We start from the raw sequence: 20,506 nt of genomic DNA, 5'->3' as shown, positions 1-20,506 counted from the left end.
ATTTGTCACATTCGTTAAATGATCATTCACATTCTTTACATTTGCATCAAGACCACTCAAAGCGTCACCAACATTTTCAAAGGTTTTCTGAACCACCTTACCATTCGCAGAAACTGTAGATAAATTATATTTGGGTCCTTTAAAGGCACCATTCTCGAATGAGGCATCACCACCAAAGTAGTTTGCTATATCTTGAGAGATTTGATTAATTTGGTTCCCATTGATTGCATCATGTGAATTTTCAGCAATTTTGCCATCTTTAACATTAAGGAGAGCTACTGGTCCTTGACTCTTATTGCCGCCCAAAGACACACTGTTATAATTGACAGTGCCATCTGCATTTTTATCATAGAGAACTGCAAAGCTATTTGCTTCTTTAATGACCTTAATACTGTCCGTGATATCTGCAATTTCACCATCAAGTTGTTTTTTATTAACAGCTTCATCATCCTTAACTGCTTCTTTCACACCGGAAATTGTACGAGCATCACCTGATTTGTTTGCAATATTAATCTCTGTGCCTTCTATTTCCTTACCGATAGTAATACGATTTGTCTCTTCTTCTCGCTTAACAAGGCTATTGCTTTTTATGGTGTCAACAACATCTGCAATCTGACCATCGAGCTGTTGTTTATTAACAGCGTCGTTATTGTTTACTGCAGCCTTCACACCGGAAATTATCCTATCTTCACCCGATTTGTTTGCAACATTGATTTCAGAACCACCTGTTGCTATACCAATGGTGATACGACCCGCTTCTCCATTATCTTGCTTGACAAGACTATTTCCTGCTATTTGATTTTTTATCTCTTGTAGCTGCGCAAAATTCACCGCATCATCAGGTTCTTCCCCAGCTGCCACTCCTGTAATCTGTTTATTGCCAGCATCAATACCATCCACAGTTATTCTAGCCCCATCAGCAAATATAATGCCATCATTACTCATAGAGCTTCTTCCAGCGGTAACTCGCTCCACTGTAATATTATCTGCTAGATCAAATTTTACATTATTGTCTTCCGTACCTTTTGTAATCTTAAGGTTATCACTTGCCGCTGACAAATCTACAGTATCTTTTATACCAACTTTTGTAGCATCTTCACCTCCAACAGACAAATTCCAACCTTTGTCGACGTAAATTTCTAACGCTTGTAGCTGTGCAACATTAACGGCATCATACAATTCAGTACCAGCTGCCACTCCTACAATCTGGCGCGTTTTTTCTGATTTAACATCACCAACACTTACTGCAGCTAGCGTACTTTTCCATGCAAAGTTTTCAGACTGTGTAGGACCTTTAGCTAAAGAACTATAACCATGCTTTCCAGCAGCAACATAAGCTACAGACTCGCTTCCAAGAGCAACACCCTCACGCTCAGTCGCTCTTGCATCTAAACCAATCGCTATCGAAAGATCTGTTTGAGCTTGAGCACCATAACCTATAGAAATTGCTTGTTTTCCATCTGCAAGTGATTTGTTACCGAATGCAATACTATCAACGCCTTTTGCTTTTGCAAGCCCACCAATAGCAATCGTATTGCTTGCTACTGCTTCAGACGCAACCCCTATAGCAATACTTGCTTGTTCACCTGCAAGTGCACCAATACCAAAGGCTTGTGCTCCCCCACGCTTTGCAGTCGCACCCGCTCCAAATGCTGTTGAATAATGCCCCATTGCGGAAGATCCACACCCAGTTGCAAAAGAAAACACACCATAAGCTTCAGGCAGAACATTTGAAAGACCACCGGTTTCTTTTCCCATATACCCCCCAGTAACGGTCAGACCATCACCAGCCCAAGTAAGCTGACCAAGCCCCCAGTTAAAAGGACGCTTGCCATTAATCTCTTTATTCATAGAAACTCTTTCATATAGTTCCTCTGCAGTGATTTGTTTATCAGTACCTTGATTGTTTCCACCACGATCAATAACATTATACACACCACAGTTATCATCATCGCCAGCTAATACAATACTGCCATGGCTAGCGTATTTATAAGACACGCTAGGACTACTTGTACTTTGAACTTTATCACCTGTTATCGCAAGATTTGCAGCAACCACAGGAGAAACACTCGACAAGAGCGCCGCTATAACTGTTCCCAATGAAACCCCTTTAATCGAATTTGGTGTTGAATATTTTTTCATAATACCCCCTTCATAATAACAGATAAAAAACACAAAAAAGGTATGCTCTAGAGCTTTCTTATTTCCCTTGCGTGTTCCTACTTTTACAGCGTGTTTCAGAACATAAATAAAATTAAGACATAAGCTGTTGTTTCTACAGTGTCTTAGAGGGTACTTAGGGGCAAGTTCGTGAAAGTCAATTTGAGGAAGGTAAAAAAATACTTAATATTAGAATGGATCTCATTTTTCTATCAAAGGTTGTACGTCGTTTTTAGCTTTGACCTCTTTGAAAAAGGTATAATTTTTGTACCTATTGATCATCAATTTAGGCAACAGTTTATTTTTCGTGAATAAGATTTTTTATTTCATTAGAGGATTTATGAAAGCTTTTTACTAAAATGCCCCTGCTTTGATGAGGCAGGAGCAAGGAGCATATTTAAAAAAGTTTTTTGCTTATCAGTTCAGTATTAAATTAAGCCCAACACCTACCACCCCAATGACCACCAGAACTCGTTGCGGAGAGATTGGAGCAAATCTTTCCATCTTCTGACATATAACCAGCGCCAATAGCAAATGCGGATTGACTGCGCCATAAACCACCACCAAATGATAGACTGATTTTTCCAAGAGTATCATCATAACTTAAATTAGACACTGCCAAATCTATGGCTGCGGCTTGTCTTGCTTCTTTTCAGATATCCTCAACAGTATAACTTAACGCTGCAAACTTTATTTCTGTATACGAATGAACCTCTTTAACACCCTCCTTTACAATATTAGACACTTTCTCATCCGTATATTCTTTTACTTTATCGAGAATCATATCTGTCTGCTTTTTCGTATAATCATGTAACTGATCACCATTTACGGCTTCTATCAAGCCTTTTTCAATCCTACCAGCAGCTACATTATCTGTGATAACTGGATCACTCTCATCTTCACTGACTAAGGTTACTTTATTGAATGCTTGAACTTTAAACTCAGGCGCTATCCATTTACCTTTCTTACCATAGCTTGCTCCACCACCGAAATATGCTGCAAATTGATTTTTCAATGAATAAATCTGGTTCCCTGTTATGGCTTCTGTCGAGCCTTCTGAAATATCTCCATCCAAAAGATGCGTTATCTTGCTGTTATTTTTTTTCGTCTTTTCCATGCCGAGCCACAAATGCCCCTGCTTCATTACTCCATAACAAAGCATTTTGCTCGATGTTGCCAGAAATTTCATTAGGAAGCTTCGCGAAAACACTATTTATGCCAGCAAAAGCTGCTGCAATATTATCATAGCTGTTCTCTTCAAAGGTTCCATCATCTTTGAAAACTTTCAGCTTGGAACTTGGTGCTGTCCATTCTTCATTCTCATATCTAGCACCACCGCCAAAATATTTTGCAAGCGTTTGATTTAGTGAATAAAGCTTTCCACCCCGTCACAGCATCCGTGGAACTCTTTGTAATAGCTCCTGCCGAAAGGGATGTGATCTTGCTGTTTTCTTGCTTCTCTCCATGTTTTGCAACAAAAGCTTGATCCTTTGTGCTCCATGATAAAGAATCCTACACCCCCCCCTCAGAGACTTCTTTAATACGATTATTTATATTCTTGATATTGTGATCAAGACCTGTGAAATAAGTTAGAGTGGCTATATGATTTCTCTCTTACCGTACCTTTTTCATCAATCTGATGATAATTTATAAGTGGGAGCTGTAAAAATACCGTCGCTAAAATATGCTCCACTACCTAAAGATTTCGCAACTTTATCACCCAATGAATAAAGCTGACTACCATTGACAACATCAGTGGAATTTTCCGTAACTTTATTTGCTACAGTATGAAGTGCAGCGGGAACTGTAGTTTTTCCAAAAGTCACACCTTCATAATTAATAGTGCCCTATTAATAGTGCCATTTTCATTATTTGCTTTATCATAATGAACAACAGCAGAATTATTAGCAAGTTTCTCTAAACTTTCTTCAAGCTGTTTTTTTATTAACAGCATCATTGATGCTTTATCTCTCTCTGCTTTCTTAACACAAGAAATTATCCGTAATTTATCACTTTTATTCGCAATATCGATTTATCACCATCTATATCCTTACCAATGGTAATGTGTTTCATTGCTGTATCCTGTTTTACAAAAATACTCACTGCACCAGTATTGCGAGTTCCTTCTGCAATATTTGTTACTTTTTTACTTGCCGCATTAATACTACCAGTAGTTATTTGTGGGCCATCAGTAATTACTAAGCCTGTTGCATCTACTTTTGTTTTCTCTCCTAATGTTATGCTTTTTAATGCTATATCATTGGCCAAACCAAATATGAGCTTATTTTCATTGTCCTTATCTCTTTTAACCCTGAAGTTACTTCCTCCGGATGAAAATTTATTGTACTATCTAGCATCCACATCTTTAGCTGCCTCACCAGCAATAGACAGTTTCCAACCTTTTTTCTTACGACTTCTTCTAAATCCTGCAACTATCTAAGGTTCACTGCATCGGCAGGTTTGCTACCAGCTTCTACGCCTATAATTTGGCGCGTTATGTTCTTACTAGGAACACCAATACTCTCTTGCACTTTTCGTACTTTTCTATTGAGATTCGGTGTTTTTGGCCGGTCCTTGCAGAAGAGACGTATCCTCAAAAAACGCCAGCAGCTCTACTAGGCACAGAGTTGTTCCTGATAGCAACACCCGCCCATCATCAACCGTCACGTTAGAATAGGAACCTAAAACGATACGTCCAACCCCATTTGCTTTTGAATAGAAGCCTATAAAATAGCTTCTTGAGCAAATGTATATGCACCCAAGAGCAATCGAACCATACCCTAGGGCTTTAGAAACGGCTCCTACAGCTATTGAATAATCACTCTTTGCAGTTGTATAATTATATCTCCATATCCGCTCTTCTTATTATATTCACCACCTATTGCGACACTGCTTTTCCCCAAAGCATGAGCCATATTGCCTACAGCAACGCTCCATTCTTTTTCCGCTTGCGTTCCACTACCTAAAGCAATACTTGTGTTTGGAGTACGTTGCATACCTGTAGATCGTTGCATTCTTGTAATGAAATCATGTCGCAAGGTGTCAGATCCATCGATAATCCTTGCATCTTCGTTGTTTTCAGCACTTATTGTAATTGTAGAGTTATTGTTCATCACCAATTGCAGACCGGTAAGAAATCTCTTACTAAAACCATCCTTACTCTTAATAGAAAGCGTATTGACGAAAAAATTGATATAGCCACTATCATCTGTAGAATCATCCACTATTGGTGCCATTGCTGTGCTGTATTAAGTGCTGTTAAATAACTTGCTTTTAATAAATCAAAACCTTTTGAGAGAGCCACAATGCTGTTAGAGTTAGCATACGCAGAAAGAAGTATTTTTCCTTGAGAATAGCTCTTTGCAGCTTTTGCCATGGCTTTAAGCAGCTGTTCTATTATGTCAATTTTTTTCGCCAAAACAGGAATAGCATTCGATAAAAAAAACAACTATCACAACACCCAATGAAAACGTTGCTACAAACAACCGATAAAATAAACGCCGAAAACTTGAGCTATTTCCCTTGAATATGATTCAATAATTTTTTCATAACAACCCCTCGATAAAAACCATGCCAAAAACATAAAAAAGACATATTTTGAATTGTAAGAATTTGCACTATTTGCTTTTTATACTCGTAATTAAGTTAAAACAATTTGGAGAAATTAAAATTTTACTATGAAGCTACAAAAAAGGAAACTGATTAAAAAACATAATATTTTTAACTATTCTATTTTTAAGATAATTTGTCATTTAAACAACAAGACTTTCAATGAAAAATTATAACGATACCAATATAAAGCATACGTTTAACACTACACGAAAATAAAAGCTAAAACTGTCTCTTTTTAATAAAGGGTATATTCGTATTTATATTGTTTTAGGCACTTTAATAAATCAAAATAACAGGATAGAGCAGTAACCTCATTACCTAATTATCAAAAAATAGCAATCAATTTTTTGAATCTTTACCACTAAGGTCTTTTATTCTCAAAAAAAGTTGTAATAGGCTTTTTATATAATTACGGGAGTTCTGTACATTTAGAATAGCTTTAAAGGGCTCTGAAAGAAGATAAAAAAAATTGCCCTTTTCTTAAATAAGAAAAAGGCAAATCAATTTTATGGATTCAGTCGTTTATTAGTTGAGTATCACATTAACCCCTGCACTTATACCCCAGTGACCTCCAGAAGTGGTAATTGACAAGTTGGAACCAATATCACCGTTCTCTGAAGTATAACCAGCCCCAACAGCAAACGCGGATTGACTACGCCATAAACCACTACCAAATGCGAGTGTTAATTTTCCAGGAATATCACTATAGCGTAAACCAGCTACCGCTAAACCAACAGCTGCTGCTTGTCTTGCCTCTTTTCGAACATCCTCAACAGCATAACTTAATGTCGAAAACTTCATATCCGTGTATGAATTAGCCTCATTAACTCCATCTTTTACAAGATGAGAAATTTTCTCATCCGTATACTTATTGGCATCTTCAAGAACCGTCTTCATCTGCTGTTCTGTGTAATCATGCAACTGACCTCCATTAACAGCTTCTTTCGAATCCTTTTCAATCTTTCCATCCGCTACATTGTCTATTAATACTGGAGAACTGTCATCTCCACCAACTAATGTAACTTGATTGATCTTTTCACCTGTTTTTTTATCTCTATCATATTGTACAGATCCCTCCGTAACTTTAGTTTCAATATCCTTAACCTGATCTGTAATCATCTGCTGAGTTTCCCAAAGCTGACCGCCATTAACTGCTTCTTTGGAATCTTTGTCTACCTTACCGTCCTCTACATTGATAATCTTACTGGGGCTCTTAACGCCCTGATCATCAGCGTGAGAGGCATCATAGCTTCCTTTTTCTTCATTCCAATTCAGACCATTCGAAGAGGCATCCTTTTCAACTTCTTTTATACGATCGTTGATAGTGCTCATGCTGTCATTAACAACATCAAATGCTTCAGAGACATTATTACGCTCCTCTTTATCACCTTTCGTACCATCCTTATTAAAGACCTGAACGTAGAATTTGGGTCCTTGCCAGTTTCCTTCCTTATCATAACCAGCTCCTCCACCAAAATATGAGGCAAAGCTCTGTTGAAGAGTATAAATCTGACCTCCATTAATCGCATCACTCGAGCCTGATGCTATAGAACCAGCCGCAAGTGATGTGATTTTGCTAGCTTTTCTGTCATCCCCTTCCCCATGCAGAGCTACAAAAGCTTTGTCACCATCGCTCCAAGATAAAGAATCTTGTGCAACTCCTTCTGAGACCTCCTTAATACGATCGTTAACATTCTTGATATTCTCATCAAGTCCTTTAAAGGCAGAACCAACATCGGTATGCGGTTTATCTGTTACTTCACCATCTTTATCAATACTGGATAAATTATAAGTTGGCCCTTTAAAAGCACCATCCTTAAATTCAGCATCTCCACCCAAGAATTTTGCTACATCCGTTGAAAGGATGTAAACCTGTCCTCCATTGATAACATCCGTTGAGTTTTCCGCAATCGATCCTGCGGATACATTATGCAGTGCAACAGGTTTAGCATCCTTCCCTTTACCAAAAGTTACATTTGTATAATCAATTTGATCATCTGTTGTTTTATCGTAAAGAACAACAGAGGAACTATCAGACAGAAGGGTATCAGAAAGATCCTTCAAACCTTTATCAAGCTGTCCCTTGTTAACCGCTTCATTGTCTTTTTCTGCCGCCTTCACACCAGAAAGGGTTCGATCCTTACCACTCTTGTTTGCGATATTGATTTCATTTCCTTCTACTCCTTTACCAATGTTGATAACATCTTCATTTTTCGTAACAAGAAGATTACTGATTACATCGCTGATCACATTTTGAATCTTTGTGAAAAGTTTACCCACACCTGAAAATGCATCTGATACATTTTTATAGCTTGATTCAGCTTCAGTGCCATCATCATTGATAGTTTTGAGCTTAAAATCAGGAACATTCAATTCCCCATCCTTATATTCAGCGTCATTAGAAAAATATTTTGCAACCTTATCGCCCAATGAATAAAGTTGAGAACCATTTACTGCATCCGTCGATTCTTTCGTAATATCTCCTATAGCAAGTGATGTGATTTTACTGGCTTTTCTGTTATCCCCTTCCCCATGCAAAGCGACAAAAGCTTTGTCACCATCGCTCCAAGATAAAGAATCTTGTGCAACTCCTTCTGAGACTTCCTTAATGCGAGCATTCACATTCTTGATATTATCATCAAGTCCTTTAAAAGCAGAACCAATATCGGTATGCGGTTTATCTGTTACTTCACCTTTTTCATCAATATTCGATAAATTATAAGTTGGCCCTTTAAAGTTTTTTCCATCAAAGGATACATCTCCACCTAAAATTTTTGATAAATCCGAAGCTATGGTATTAATCTGACCACCCGTGATTGCATCATGTGAATCCTTGGAAATCTTACCATCAGCAACATTATGGAGACCTACAGCTATCTTATCTTTAGCTTTTCCTAAAGTCACACTACTATAATTAGTTTTACCATCTGAATCTTTATCATAATGAACAACTGCTGATTCATCAGACTGAAGACTGTTCGAAAGATCTTTCAAGCCTTTATCAAGCTGTCCTTTGTTAACGGCTTCATTGTTTTTCGTCGCGTCCTTTACACCAGAAAGAGTCCGATCCGCACCAGCCTTATTGGCAATATTGATTTCACTGCCTTCTACTGCAGCTCCAATAGTGAGACGATGCGTTGTTTTGTCTTGCTGAACAAAGCTTTCGCTTTCTACTTTGTTAATCACATTATTAACCTGTTCAGTCAATTTATTCTGAACATTCGTGATAGAACTACCAACTCCAGCAAAAGCAGATGCTACATCAGGATAATCCTTATCTTCAGGGCTGCCATCTTCCTTGATTGTTTTTACCTTGAATGTAGGAGCGGTCCATTTCCCATCCGCATAGACAGCACCACCACCGAAATACGAAGCACCCCCTGTGCCCAATGTATGAAGCTGTGAGCCATTTACTGCGTCTGTTGAAGTTCCACTGATTGCCCCGCCAAGTAGACCGGAAAGTTTCCGCCCTTCATTACTTTTGTTCAAAATACTGATTTCGCTACCACCAGTTTCCATACCAACAGTGATAAGACCCGTTCCTCCATCACGGAGACTACGCGCTAAAGTCTTCTTTGCTACTTGCTTAACAAGAATACTGTCTCTTACATTAGCAATTTCAGTATTTGTTGCCAAAAGTTGTGAACCATTGACAGCTTCGGTTGATTCTGCTGTGAGTGCGCCACTTTGAATGCCTGCTATCTTCTTACTACCAGCATCAATACCACCCGTTGTTATTTTCGGACCTCCAGTAATTACTAGACCTGTTGCGTCTAGGGTATTTGTGCCGGCCTTTACGCTCGTTAATGCAACATCTTGAGCCAGATCAAATTTTAGCTTATTGTCTTTATCACCTTTTGTAATTTTAAAATTTTTACTTCCAGTTGAAAAATCTACCGTATCATCTATGCTAACGGCTTTGGTATTTTTATCATCAACAGAAAGTTTCCAACCTTTACCTGCGTACGCTCTTAGTGCTTTTAGCTGCGCAATGTTGACGGCATCAGTATCTGCATAACCCGCTGCCACACCTGTAAGCTGTCGTGTTATCTTATTCGGAGTATCACCAACACTAAAAGCTCCTTGAGTGCTCTTCCATATCACACCATCATCTGTTGACTTGCTACCTATGGAAGGATCATAGCCAACAGTGGACGCTGGGTTACGAGAAACAGATTGATAACCCACAGCAACACCACCAGGAACAGCAGCTTGTACTTGTGCATTTGAACCTAATGCCATACTATTTGCACCAAATGCATTTGAAAGTCCACCTAATGCCATACTATTTTCAGCAGATGCCGCTGCAAAACTACCTAATGCAATACTATTTTCGGCATTTGCATTTGAAAGATTACCTATAGCAATACTTCCTTGCCCACCTTTCCCCTCAGCGGCGGCAATTTTAATGCTCTTCGATTCGGCATTCCATTTAAAGACACTATCATCGGTAGCTTTTTTAATCTCATTTTTAATCTCATTGTGAAGATTTACATAAGACTTACCCACACCCTCAAAGGCTTTTGCTACATTCGGAAAACTTTCTTCTTCAATCTCATTCGTCTCAGAATTAAAAGTTTTAATTTTGAACTTTGGATCATCCCATTGGCCATTCGTAAATTTAACACCACCGCCTAAATATCCAGCTATGTGGGTAGCTACAACATTCAACTGACTACCATTTACCGCGTCTTTTGAATCTGCACTAAGATCACCAGGTGCAATACCTGTTATCCTTTTATTTCCAGCATCAATACCACCGGTGGTTATTTTCGGACCATCAGTAATGGCTAAGCCCGTGGCATCGAAGGTATTTGTACCTGCCTTTAAGCTCGTTAATGTAACATCTTTAGCCAAATCAAATTTTAGCTTATTGTCTTTTTCGCCCTTTGTAATATTCAAGTTGGCACTTCCAGCAGAAAAATCTACTACGCTATCCATAAGAACAGTTGTAGCATTTTTATCTCCAACTGACAGTTTCCAACCGTTTTTTCTTACAACATCTTCTAAGTCCCTCAACTGTCTAACATTCACTGCATCGGCAGGCTCAGAACCAGCTGCTACGCCTGTAATTTGTCTGGTTATACCCTTACTATAATCACCAACACTCACTGCACCCCGCGTACTTTTCCATTGCGATGAGGTATTTGTTGCAGGACCCTGCAACACAGAAGTATAACCATAAACACCAGCAGCCCTACTGGCTACAGAACCTCTTCCTAGAGCAATACCATCTTCCACCGAAACTACAGAATTGGCACCTATAGTGATAGCTCCCTTTCCCTGTGCTTCCGAATAAGAACCCAAAGCAATGGAGAGCTCATCAATCGCCTTAGCACGATAACCAAGAGCAGTTGCACCCTGTCCTAAGGCCTGAGAAACAGAACCTAAAACAGTTGTATAATCAGCTTTTGCTAATGTATTTTCATCCTCCTCATGCTCCTTATCCTTCTTATGATATTCACCACCTATTGCGACACTGCTGATACCCATAGCCTGAGACCCGCTGCCCACAGCTACACTATCTTGTTTTTGCGTAAGTGAATGAACACCTATAGCAACGGAATCTTTACCAGTTCCATATGCAATAGCACCAAAAGCAATTGCATTTTCTCCTTTGCTCTCAGCACCCAAACCTATAGCAACAGAAACTTTACCCACCGAAGTAGCCGATGGACCTAAAGAAACAGAAGACGAACCAACAGTGCTAGCATTGTTACCAATAGCGATCGAGCGATCTCCCAGTGTAGATGTACGATAAGAAGTGACAACCGGTGTGTTGTCCCCTACAGTTTGACCACCTATTGCGATACTTCCGTCTCCTTGAGCGAGCGCATAACGACCTATAGCAATAGAGGTCTTTTTAGACACCTCCGCATGATAACCAATAGCAACGGATTCTCTAGCTAGTACTGATACATTAGTACCAATAGCAACATTCTCGGCATATGATGTTATTTTTATCCCTTTACCAAGCGTGACATTCGTTTCTTCCGCACGTTGCATCCCAGCACTACGTGTCAATCTCGTGATGGGATCATTTCGCGAGAAATCTGATACATTAATAATATCTGTATTCTCATCATCCTGTGCAAGCCGTTGGTCTGCAGAGCTATCAACCACAAAGGACTGTGAACTAATGAGAGGCTTTTTATCTTGCACCCCTGCATTTAACGTTTTTTTCGATAGGTTCTTACTGTTTGCTGTCAAAACATTGATTATAGAGCCCTCATCACTCGGACCTAGAAGAGTTTTGGTTAAAAAATTTGCATAGTTATCAGCAGCATTTACCTTGGGTGTCAAAGCAACATTCAGCGCTGTTAAATAATTGTCTTTTGAGACAGAAGAAGCATTCAAACCAGCAACAGAGATGATGTTTTCTGGATAAGAGACACCAGCACTGTTAACACCCTCAAGAAATGTGTTTCTAAAATCAGAATTTGCTGAAAAAACAGGTGTAACATTCGATAAAAATGTAGCCGCTGCAGCCAATGAAAGAACTTTAACAAAAGAAAAACGAGAAAATTTTAAATCGCTCCCTGCTAATTTTGTATATAATTTTTTCATAATGAACTCCCCAATGAAAAAATAACTATAAACACAAAAAAGACACATTTAAGCGCTATAAAACTCTTTAAAATCAGCTTTTTCTAAACATAAAAATTTAGTACCTGATTGAAAAGATAGAGAGGTTGTGTTTTTAGGTTTTATGGTTAACGTGCTTCGCTCTTTTACATTTCCTAAGAAGGTAAATTTTTTGTGGTGATTGTTTTTTAACCTTTAAACTTGTTGGCTGTTTTTTGCAAGGGGTGGAGTTAGTTTAGTATATTGTTTCTATAACTTCCTCCGGTAAAATTGAAGTACATTTAAATATATACTTTTATCTTATTAGAAAATTTTTTAATAGATTTCTAGAGGGTGAGAGTTTTTTTATCTGTAGGGTGCTACAGATTTTTTATATTTAAAAATTACAGCAGAAAATAATGAACTTATAATTTATGAAAAAACTCATTATCTTATTTTGAAATAAGAAGTTTACTTTGTTGAAAGTGTACGGTTTTTCTGTTTTTTAAACCTGTATTTATCATTATAGCGCTTATCAATTTATATATATATATATTTTTTCATCCGTAAAAACAATTCACCCCTGCCTCATGAGACAGGGGTGAAAAAGTGTTTTTTATGTATTTTGTTTATTATCAGTTCAATGTCATATTGAATCCCGCGCCTACGCCCCAGTGACCTCCAGAAGTTGTTGCAGATATGTTAGAACGGTACTTTCCATTTTCTGAGGTGTAACCTGCACCAAAGGCAAATGCAGATTGGCTACGCCATAAACCAGTACCAAATCCAACGCTTAATTTTCCAGGTGTATCATTGTAGCGTAAGTTAGAAACTGCTAAACCAATCGCAGCTGCTTGTCTTGCCTCTTTTTTCACACTCTCAATACTATAGTTTAAAACATCAAACTTCATATCTGTATATTGCTTAGCCCGATCAACAGCATCATCAATCGCATCAATCGTGATATTATTTATCCGTTGATCTGTGTAGTGTTTGGATTGATCAAGAATTATCTTCATCTGTTCTTGGGTATAGTCATGGAGCTGACCACCATTTACAGCTTCTTTCGACCCTTTTTCAATTTTACCATCAGCTACATTATCAATCATAACAGGTTCACTAGGATCACCACCCGCTAATGTGATTTTATTGGTTTTTTTGCCGTTTTCATCTCTGTCATAACGAACAGCGTCCTCAGCAATATCGTTAACTTTGTTTTCAATATTGAAAACCGTTTCACCAATATTCGTAACCGTAGTGGAAATATTATCGACTCTGTTGTTAAGATGCTTCACATCTTTTTCAACACTCGTGACACGTTCATTGGTTTCCCAAAGTTGACCACCATTAACTGCATCTTTCGAACCTTCTGCAATTTTACCATCAGCTACATTGATAATCTTACTCGGCTTACCATCGCGACCAGCATCATAGGCTTTTTTATCACTGTTCCACTTTAAAGCATCTGAATCGACCTTGTTGATGACATCATCAATACGGTTATTAATATTTGACATATTTTTATTGACGTCACCAAAAGCATCAGCGACATTATGGTGCTCTTTCTCAACAGTCGTACCATCAGCATTGACTTGAACAATCTTAAAAGTAGGACCTGTCCATTTGCCATTCTCATATTTGGCACCGCCACCGAAATAATTAGCAAGCTGGTTGCTCATGAAATAAAGCTGGTTACCCGTAATGGCATCCGTTGAACCCTTAGCAATTTCACCATCTAAAAGATATTTCAATTTGCTGTTTGTTTTCTTGCCATCTTTTTCATGACGTGCAACAAATGCTTCTTCTTCATCATCCCACAGTAAAGCATCTTTTGAGAAATCTTCAATTTTCTGATTAAACTCATTGGATACATTTGTTAAGCGCTTATTTACATCTTGAACATTACTATCAAGACCTTTTAAAGCTGAACCAACGTCATAAAAATTAGCCTTCCCTACCTTACCATCTACAATAGCCGATAAAGTATATTTCAGCCCTTCAAAAGCACCGTTAATGAACTTTGCACCACCGCCAAAAAACTTTGCAATATCTGCTGATATTTTATTAATCTGACTACCATTGATTGCATCGTTGGAATTTTCAGAAATGCTACCATCTTTCACGTTACGAAGAGCAACTGGTCCGTTGTTCTTATCGCCGCCCAAAGTTACACTACCATAATTAACATTACCATTGTCATTCTTATCATAGAGAACTGCAGCAGCACTTGCTGTCTCAATATCTTTAGAAATCTTCTCTATACTTTTATCAAGTTGATCTTTGTTAACAGCTTCATCACCCTTCTCTGCTGCCTTAACACCAGAAATAGAACGTTCTACTTTACCATATCCTGCAATATTGATCTCAGTCCCAGCTGTATCCTTACCTATAGTGATAACACCTGACGCACCTCCTTCTTGCTTCACAAGGCTATTTTTTGTTATATCAGAAATTTGATTGTGAATATTTGTGAAAGTATTGTTCACACCTTCAAAAGCATCAGCAACATTGTCATAAGGCTTCTTAGAGACAGCACCATTATCGTTGATCTGATAAACTTTGAAAGTAGGAGCGTGCCATTCTCCATTTTCATTATATCCAGCGCCACCACCAAAATATTTAGCAACATCACTAAACCCACTAATCAAATTTGCATTAACAATCCTGACATTTTTATCAAGCCCATCTAAAGCCGATCCAACATCATTATATTCCTTCTGTCTTACTGAGCCATCTACTTCAATAGTAGTTAAATTATATCTTGGTTTAACAAAAGCACCGTTAATAAATTTTGCATTCCCACCAAAGAAATTCGCAATATCTCCAGATATCTGATTAATCTGGCTACCATTTATTGCTTCTGTTGAATTTTCTGAAATCTTTCCATTTTTCACACCTGCAATGGTTCGCTCTCCCTCAGTACCTGCGATATCGATTTTTGTACCGCCTTTTTCTTTACCAATGGTAATAAGCTTCTGATCTTCATGCCATTTAACAAGACTATTTTCTGTTACATTGTTAATCTGACTATAAATATCTGTGATAGAGCTGTCGACAGCAGCGAAAGCATCAGTTACATTATTATGTTTCGTTTTCTGAACCGTAAAAGTTGGTTTGATACCATTAAGTACATCTGTCTCCTCACCACCAAAAAAATCCACTATATTAGTAATATAACTAAATAACTGATGGCCATTTATTGCTTCTGTCGAATCGGAACTGACCTTTCCAACTGCAACGCCAGAAATAATTCGATTCTCGCCTTCAGAGTTCGCAACTTTGATTTCGATACCGTCTTTTTCAGCACCAATGGTAATGAATTTCCCATCTTCGTCCCATTTAACAAGACTATTTTCTGTTATATCAAAGATTCTATTATGAAGATTCGTGATGGAACTATTGACACCACGAAAAGCATCAGCGACATTACTGTATGACGTACTAGTAAAAATACCATCCTTATCAGGCTGCAAAATACTGAAAGTAGGATCAGTCCATGTCCCATTCTCATAACTAGCACCACCACCAAAATACCTAGCAATTCTGCTACCCATAACATAAAGCTGGGAACCATTTATTGCTTCTGTTGAATTTTCTGAAATCTTTCCATTTTTCACACCTGCAATGGTTCGCTCTCCCTCAGTACCTGCGATATCGATTTTTGTACCGCCTTTTTCTTTACCAATGGTAATAAGCTTCTGATCTTCATGCCATTTAACAAGACTATTTTCTGTTACATTGTTAATCTGACTATAAATATCTGTGATAGAGCTGTCGACAGCAGCGAAAGCATCAGTTACATTATTATGTTTCGTTTTCTGAACCGTAAAAGTTGGTTTGATACCATTAAGTACATCTGTCTCCTCACCACCAAAAAAATCCACTATATTAGTAATATAACTAAATAACTGATGGCCATTTATTGCTTCTGTCGAATCGGAACTGACCTTTCCAACTGCAACGCCAGAAATAATTCGATTCTCGCCTTCAGAGTTCGCAACTTTGATTTCGATACCGTCTTTTTCAGCACCAATGGTAATGAATTTCCCATCTTCGTCCCATTTAACAAGACTATTTTCTGTTATATCAAAGATTCTATTATGAAGATTCGTGATGGAACTATTGACACCACGAAAAGCATCAGCGACATTACTGTATGACGTACTAGTAAAAATATCATCCTCATCAGGCTGCAAAATACTGAAAGTAGGATTAGTCCATGTCCCATTCTCATAGCTAGCACCACCACCAAAATACCTAGCAATGTCGCTACCCATAGCATAAAGCTGGGAACCATTTATTGCATCAGATGAATTCTTATTAACCATCCCCCATGCAACACCCTTAATAACCCGATTACGGCCTTCATTATTTTGAACACTAATTGTCAAGCCGCCTTTTTCCTTACCAATGGTGATAAGTTTCTGTCCTTCGTCCCATTTAACAAGACTATTTTTTGTCGCATCGTTAATCTGATTGTAAATATCCACGATGGAATTGTTGACACCACCTAAAGCATCAGCGACATTATGGTGTTCCTTCCCAAGAAGAGCACCCTTCTCGTCAGGCTGCACAACTATGAAAGTAGGATCAGTCCATGCCCCATCATAGCTAGCACCACCACCAAAATACCTAGCAATGTCTCTACCCATAGCATAAAGCTGGGAACCATTTATTGCATAAGATGAATTCTCATTAACCGCCCCAGATGCAACACCCCTAATAGCCCGATCACCGCCTTTATTATTTTGAACAGTAATTGACAGGCCGCCTTTTTCCTTACCAATGGTGATAAGTTCCTGTCCTTCGTCCCATTTAACAAGACTATCTCCTGCCATTTCATTTTTGATTTCGTTCAATTGTGCAAAATTTACTGCATCGGTATCTTCAGTTCCCCTTGCCACTTTTGTAATCTTTTGATCGCCTGCATTAATACCATTAACAGTTATGCTTGGCCCATTACCATCAGTAAACATAAAGCCATCAGCATTCATAACGCTTGTTTCTGCTGTGACATTTTTTACATTAATCTTATCAGACAAACCAAATTCTACAGTGTTGTCACTGTTTTTGATAATTTGAATATTCGGGTTACTTGTGTTACCAGCTGATTGTAAATTTACTGCACCGTTTGGACCAATATGCGTAGCATCTTGACCATTAACAGAAAGTTGCCAACTTGTTTTGAAACCATCTTTTACTTCCTTCAGCTGTTTATAATTCACTGCATGATCATCTGCAGTCGCGTCTGCTACTCCTGTAATCTGTTGCTTGCCAGCATCAATACCATCTATAGTTATTTTTGCCCCATTAGTGATCATAAAACCATTGTTACTCATAGAACTTTGTCCTGTAGTGACACTCGTTAATTGAAGAGTATCACTCAAAGCAAATTTGACGTTATGCTTATTATTTGCACTACCTTTTTCTATCTTTAAGTTGTCTTTTCCCACTTCGTTGTTATTTTTCACTGAAAAATCGACTGTATTGCTTGGATTAACATCTGTAGGATTTGTATCGTTAGCAGAAAGTTTCCAAGCTCCTCCTCCTGCTATGACGTCTCTCATAGCTTTCAGCTGCGCCACATTCACAGCATCGGTATCTTCACTACCAGCTGCTACCCCTGTAATTTGTCGTGTTAGCTTACCGTTACCATTGCCACCAACTTCACCAACGCTGAAAGCACCTGCAGTGCTTTTCCATGCCAGACCGGTTTCTGTTGAATCACCATTCAGATAAGGGTCATAACCAACAGTCCCCTTAGCTCTATCAGAGAGAGAGCCCCCACCTATAGCAACACCGTCATAAACCTTTACTTGTGCATTTGCTCCAATAGCAACAGAATCTTCCGCTTCAGCGTAGGTATGCGTACCTATAGCAATCGCGTTTTCTCCCTTTGCTGTTACTTTTCTGTTAGCTTCTGGAGTTCTGTCAGAATCCCTGCTCCCTATTGCAATAGCACCTGACCCCAAAGCTTCAGCTTCTGAACCTATAGCAATTGCATAATTCTTATCTGCTTTTGTCTTAGTCCCTAAAGCAACGCTATTTTTACTAGAAGCGGTTGCAAGTCCACCAATAGCAACTGTAGCTTCCCCCGATGCTTCTGATCCCACACCCATAGCAACACTTACTTTTCCAGCTGCAAGCGCAGAAACACCAAAAGCTTGTGCTCCACCAGTTTTTGCGGTTGCACCAGCACCAAATGCCGTTGAATAATTCCCCGTCGCTGCAGATCCACAACCAGTTGCAAAAGAGTACACACCATAAGCCTCAGGCATAGCGGATTCGACACCACCAGTCAGCGCCCCCATATAACCACCACGAGGATTTGTCCAACTATTACCACCCCAAGTAACCTTTTCAGTGGTTGTACCATAAGGATTACGATCAACAAATTTTTGATCCGTGATAAATCTATTATATTGCTCTTCTGCAGTTATAGGATTAGCAGCATTCGCCTGTTGTATACCACCACGACCAATAACAGTGTCTGCACCACAGAAATTATCATCACCAGCTAAAACAATACTGCCATGACTGCCATGTGCATAAGCCACACCAGGAGCACTTGAGCTTGGATTAAACGCTCCTGTTATCGCAAGGTTCGCAGCAAAAACCGGCGAAACACTTGATAACAGTGAAGTCATTACTGTTCCCAACGAAACAGCTTTAACCAAGTTTGATGTTGAATATAATTTTTTCATAAGAACCTCCTCCAACAGAGTCCAATATCATTACAACGCGCAAAAACCTCACGGCAAAACCCCTGTTTGCGCCCCAAAAAACGAATAAATTAAAGACAAAAACCATCCCCCGCGATAGCGATCCCCATCACAGCATCACCCTAAAATCTCTGAAAAGATATTGAATCTAGAAAAGTCCCCAACCCTTTGAGCTAGAGGGATTCAAGCTAAAAAATAAACCAAAACACAAGACTTTGAAAACATAACGTAATCTCCATTCAAAAACACTGCGATTTACCTCTTAACAAAGATAGTTTTACTAAAGAGCAATTCTACTTTTTAGATAAAGCGCCTCAGTAGAATGGCAAGAGTATAAAAATAATTTTTTATAAATTTGTCAAAATACTTCTCAATAAATTAGCTGTTCTTATAAGCACAAATTTATGATTTTTTTAACTTATAGCATAATGTAATGGATGACGATTACCATAATGACCTCACTCTTTTCTGCGAGGTAAGCTGTTTCAATATATGATACATATCTTTAAAAGAAATCTTTCTTAATATAATGATGTACGCTCTGTAAAAAGTTTCAACGTGCTCATCTCATCATCTTCATAAAAAGACAAAAGCGCGCCTATAAATAGTCTTTCCTTCTTCTCTCTTATATGTCTGTAACCCTTTTATAGGAACAAAACATCGTCATTGTATTTTCACTGTTGTATAATTTTTTTGTATTACTAACTGTAATTCTTTTTATAAGCAGTTTTATCTTTATTAGAGCAATACATTAATTTATAACGGTAATTTATCATTATTTCATGTTGAATAAGAGACCAAAAAAAATCGTGAGATTTTCTTATTTAAAACCTGTTTATACCGTAAAAAATCAAAAAAGTTTTATTTTTTAAAAAGGCTGTTCATTCGTATCTTATGACGTTTCTAGATGTGCTTTTCAGTTTCGATTTTACGCTTTAAATGCAATTTTAAAAGTGGCAAAGTGGCTTCGACTTCTTCCATATCATTGAGGTTTTGAATAAGCTCTTGCAATTTTCCATAAAGCTCTGCTGCTAATTCCGCAACATCTTCAGGAGAAAGATCTATTTTTGCATCATGATAGGTCGTATAAACCAAATGTCCAAGCTTTTTCATCAGCCCAGCAGGAATCGCTTGTGGTTTAAAACCAGCTGCTTTCGCCTTTGCCATATCTGAAAACATCTCGCCATTGCCCGTTACAAGCCAGTTTAAATTGACTTTTAATTTCTGTGATAAAACAGCCAAAAATTCTACATTGGGAAAGGTCGTGCCTCTTTCAGCGTGATCATAAATGGCTTTATTAATACCTAAACGGATTGCTATTTGGTGTCTACTAAATAGCAAACTTTCTCGTATCAAACGTAATCGCTTTGCTTGTTCTGTTTTGGGTTCAATCTCTTTTTTTGCCAAATTATACAATAATACAAATATTGCATTGACTTAATTCAATA

Annotated in this window: 7 protein-coding genes and 2 pseudogenes; all 9 read right to left on the bottom strand. The window is 38.2% G+C overall.

Going from position 1 to position 20,506, the window contains the following annotated elements:
- Positions 1-2,142 (bottom strand): annotated as a pseudogene (locus ACFIKQ_RS01255) (hypothetical protein); the annotation flags it as partial.
- A 435-nt stretch (positions 2,143-2,577) separates the two neighbouring features.
- A pseudogene (locus ACFIKQ_RS01245) lies at positions 2,578-3,332 on the bottom strand (YadA-like family protein); the annotation flags it as partial.
- 459 nt (positions 3,333-3,791) lie between these two features.
- Positions 3,792-3,986, bottom strand: a complete 195-nt coding sequence (locus ACFIKQ_RS01240) for a hypothetical protein (protein WP_375647736.1) — start codon at positions 3,984-3,986, stop codon at positions 3,792-3,794.
- Positions 3,987-4,155: 169 nt separating this feature from the next.
- A complete protein-coding gene (locus ACFIKQ_RS01235; protein ID WP_375645024.1) occupies positions 4,156-4,428 on the bottom strand; it encodes a hypothetical protein in 273 nt (90 codons plus the stop codon).
- A 539-nt stretch (positions 4,429-4,967) separates the two neighbouring features.
- Complete coding sequence (locus tag ACFIKQ_RS01230; protein WP_375655641.1) at positions 4,968-5,396, bottom strand: hypothetical protein; 429 nt, start codon at positions 5,394-5,396, stop codon at positions 4,968-4,970.
- The gene (locus ACFIKQ_RS01225; RefSeq protein WP_375655639.1) at positions 5,384-5,608 is read right to left on the bottom strand and encodes a hypothetical protein; all 225 of its coding nucleotides are present in this window, start codon (positions 5,606-5,608) and stop codon (positions 5,384-5,386) included. The genes ACFIKQ_RS01230 and ACFIKQ_RS01225 overlap by 13 nt, the downstream gene beginning before the upstream one ends.
- A gap of 689 nt (positions 5,609-6,297) precedes the next feature.
- Complete coding sequence (locus tag ACFIKQ_RS01220) at positions 6,298-12,339, bottom strand: YadA-like family protein (protein ID WP_375655637.1); 6,042 nt, start codon at positions 12,337-12,339, stop codon at positions 6,298-6,300.
- Positions 12,340-12,971: 632 nt separating this feature from the next.
- Positions 12,972-19,040, bottom strand: coding sequence for a Vomp family autotransporter (locus ACFIKQ_RS01215; protein ID WP_375655635.1), 6,069 nt, complete (start codon positions 19,038-19,040; stop codon positions 12,972-12,974).
- A 921-nt stretch (positions 19,041-19,961) separates the two neighbouring features.
- Positions 19,962-20,465, bottom strand: a complete 504-nt coding sequence (locus tag ACFIKQ_RS01210) for a helix-turn-helix transcriptional regulator (RefSeq protein WP_375652604.1) — start codon at positions 20,463-20,465, stop codon at positions 19,962-19,964.
- Positions 20,466-20,506 lie beyond the last annotated feature (41 nt).

The organism is Bartonella sp. MR63HLJHH, assembly GCF_042194155.1.
GTDB classification, from domain to species: Bacteria; Pseudomonadota; Alphaproteobacteria; order Rhizobiales; family Rhizobiaceae; genus Bartonella; species Bartonella grahamii.
Note: the sequence above shows the minus strand (reverse complement) of the source record. Positions and strands in the feature narration are given on the sequence as shown.

Bases quoted from the DNA above. Each gene is read 5' to 3' on its own strand.
- ACFIKQ_RS01230 (WP_375655641.1), bottom strand. From the start codon at position 5,396: ATGGCACCAATAGTGGATGATTCTACAGATGATAGTGGCTATATCAAT.
- ACFIKQ_RS01220 (WP_375655637.1), bottom strand. From the start codon at position 12,339: ATGAAAAAATTATATACAAAATTAGCAGGGAGCGATTTAAAATTTTCT.
- ACFIKQ_RS01215 (WP_375655635.1), bottom strand. From the start codon at position 19,040: ATGAAAAAATTATATTCAACATCAAACTTGGTTAAAGCTGTTTCGTTG.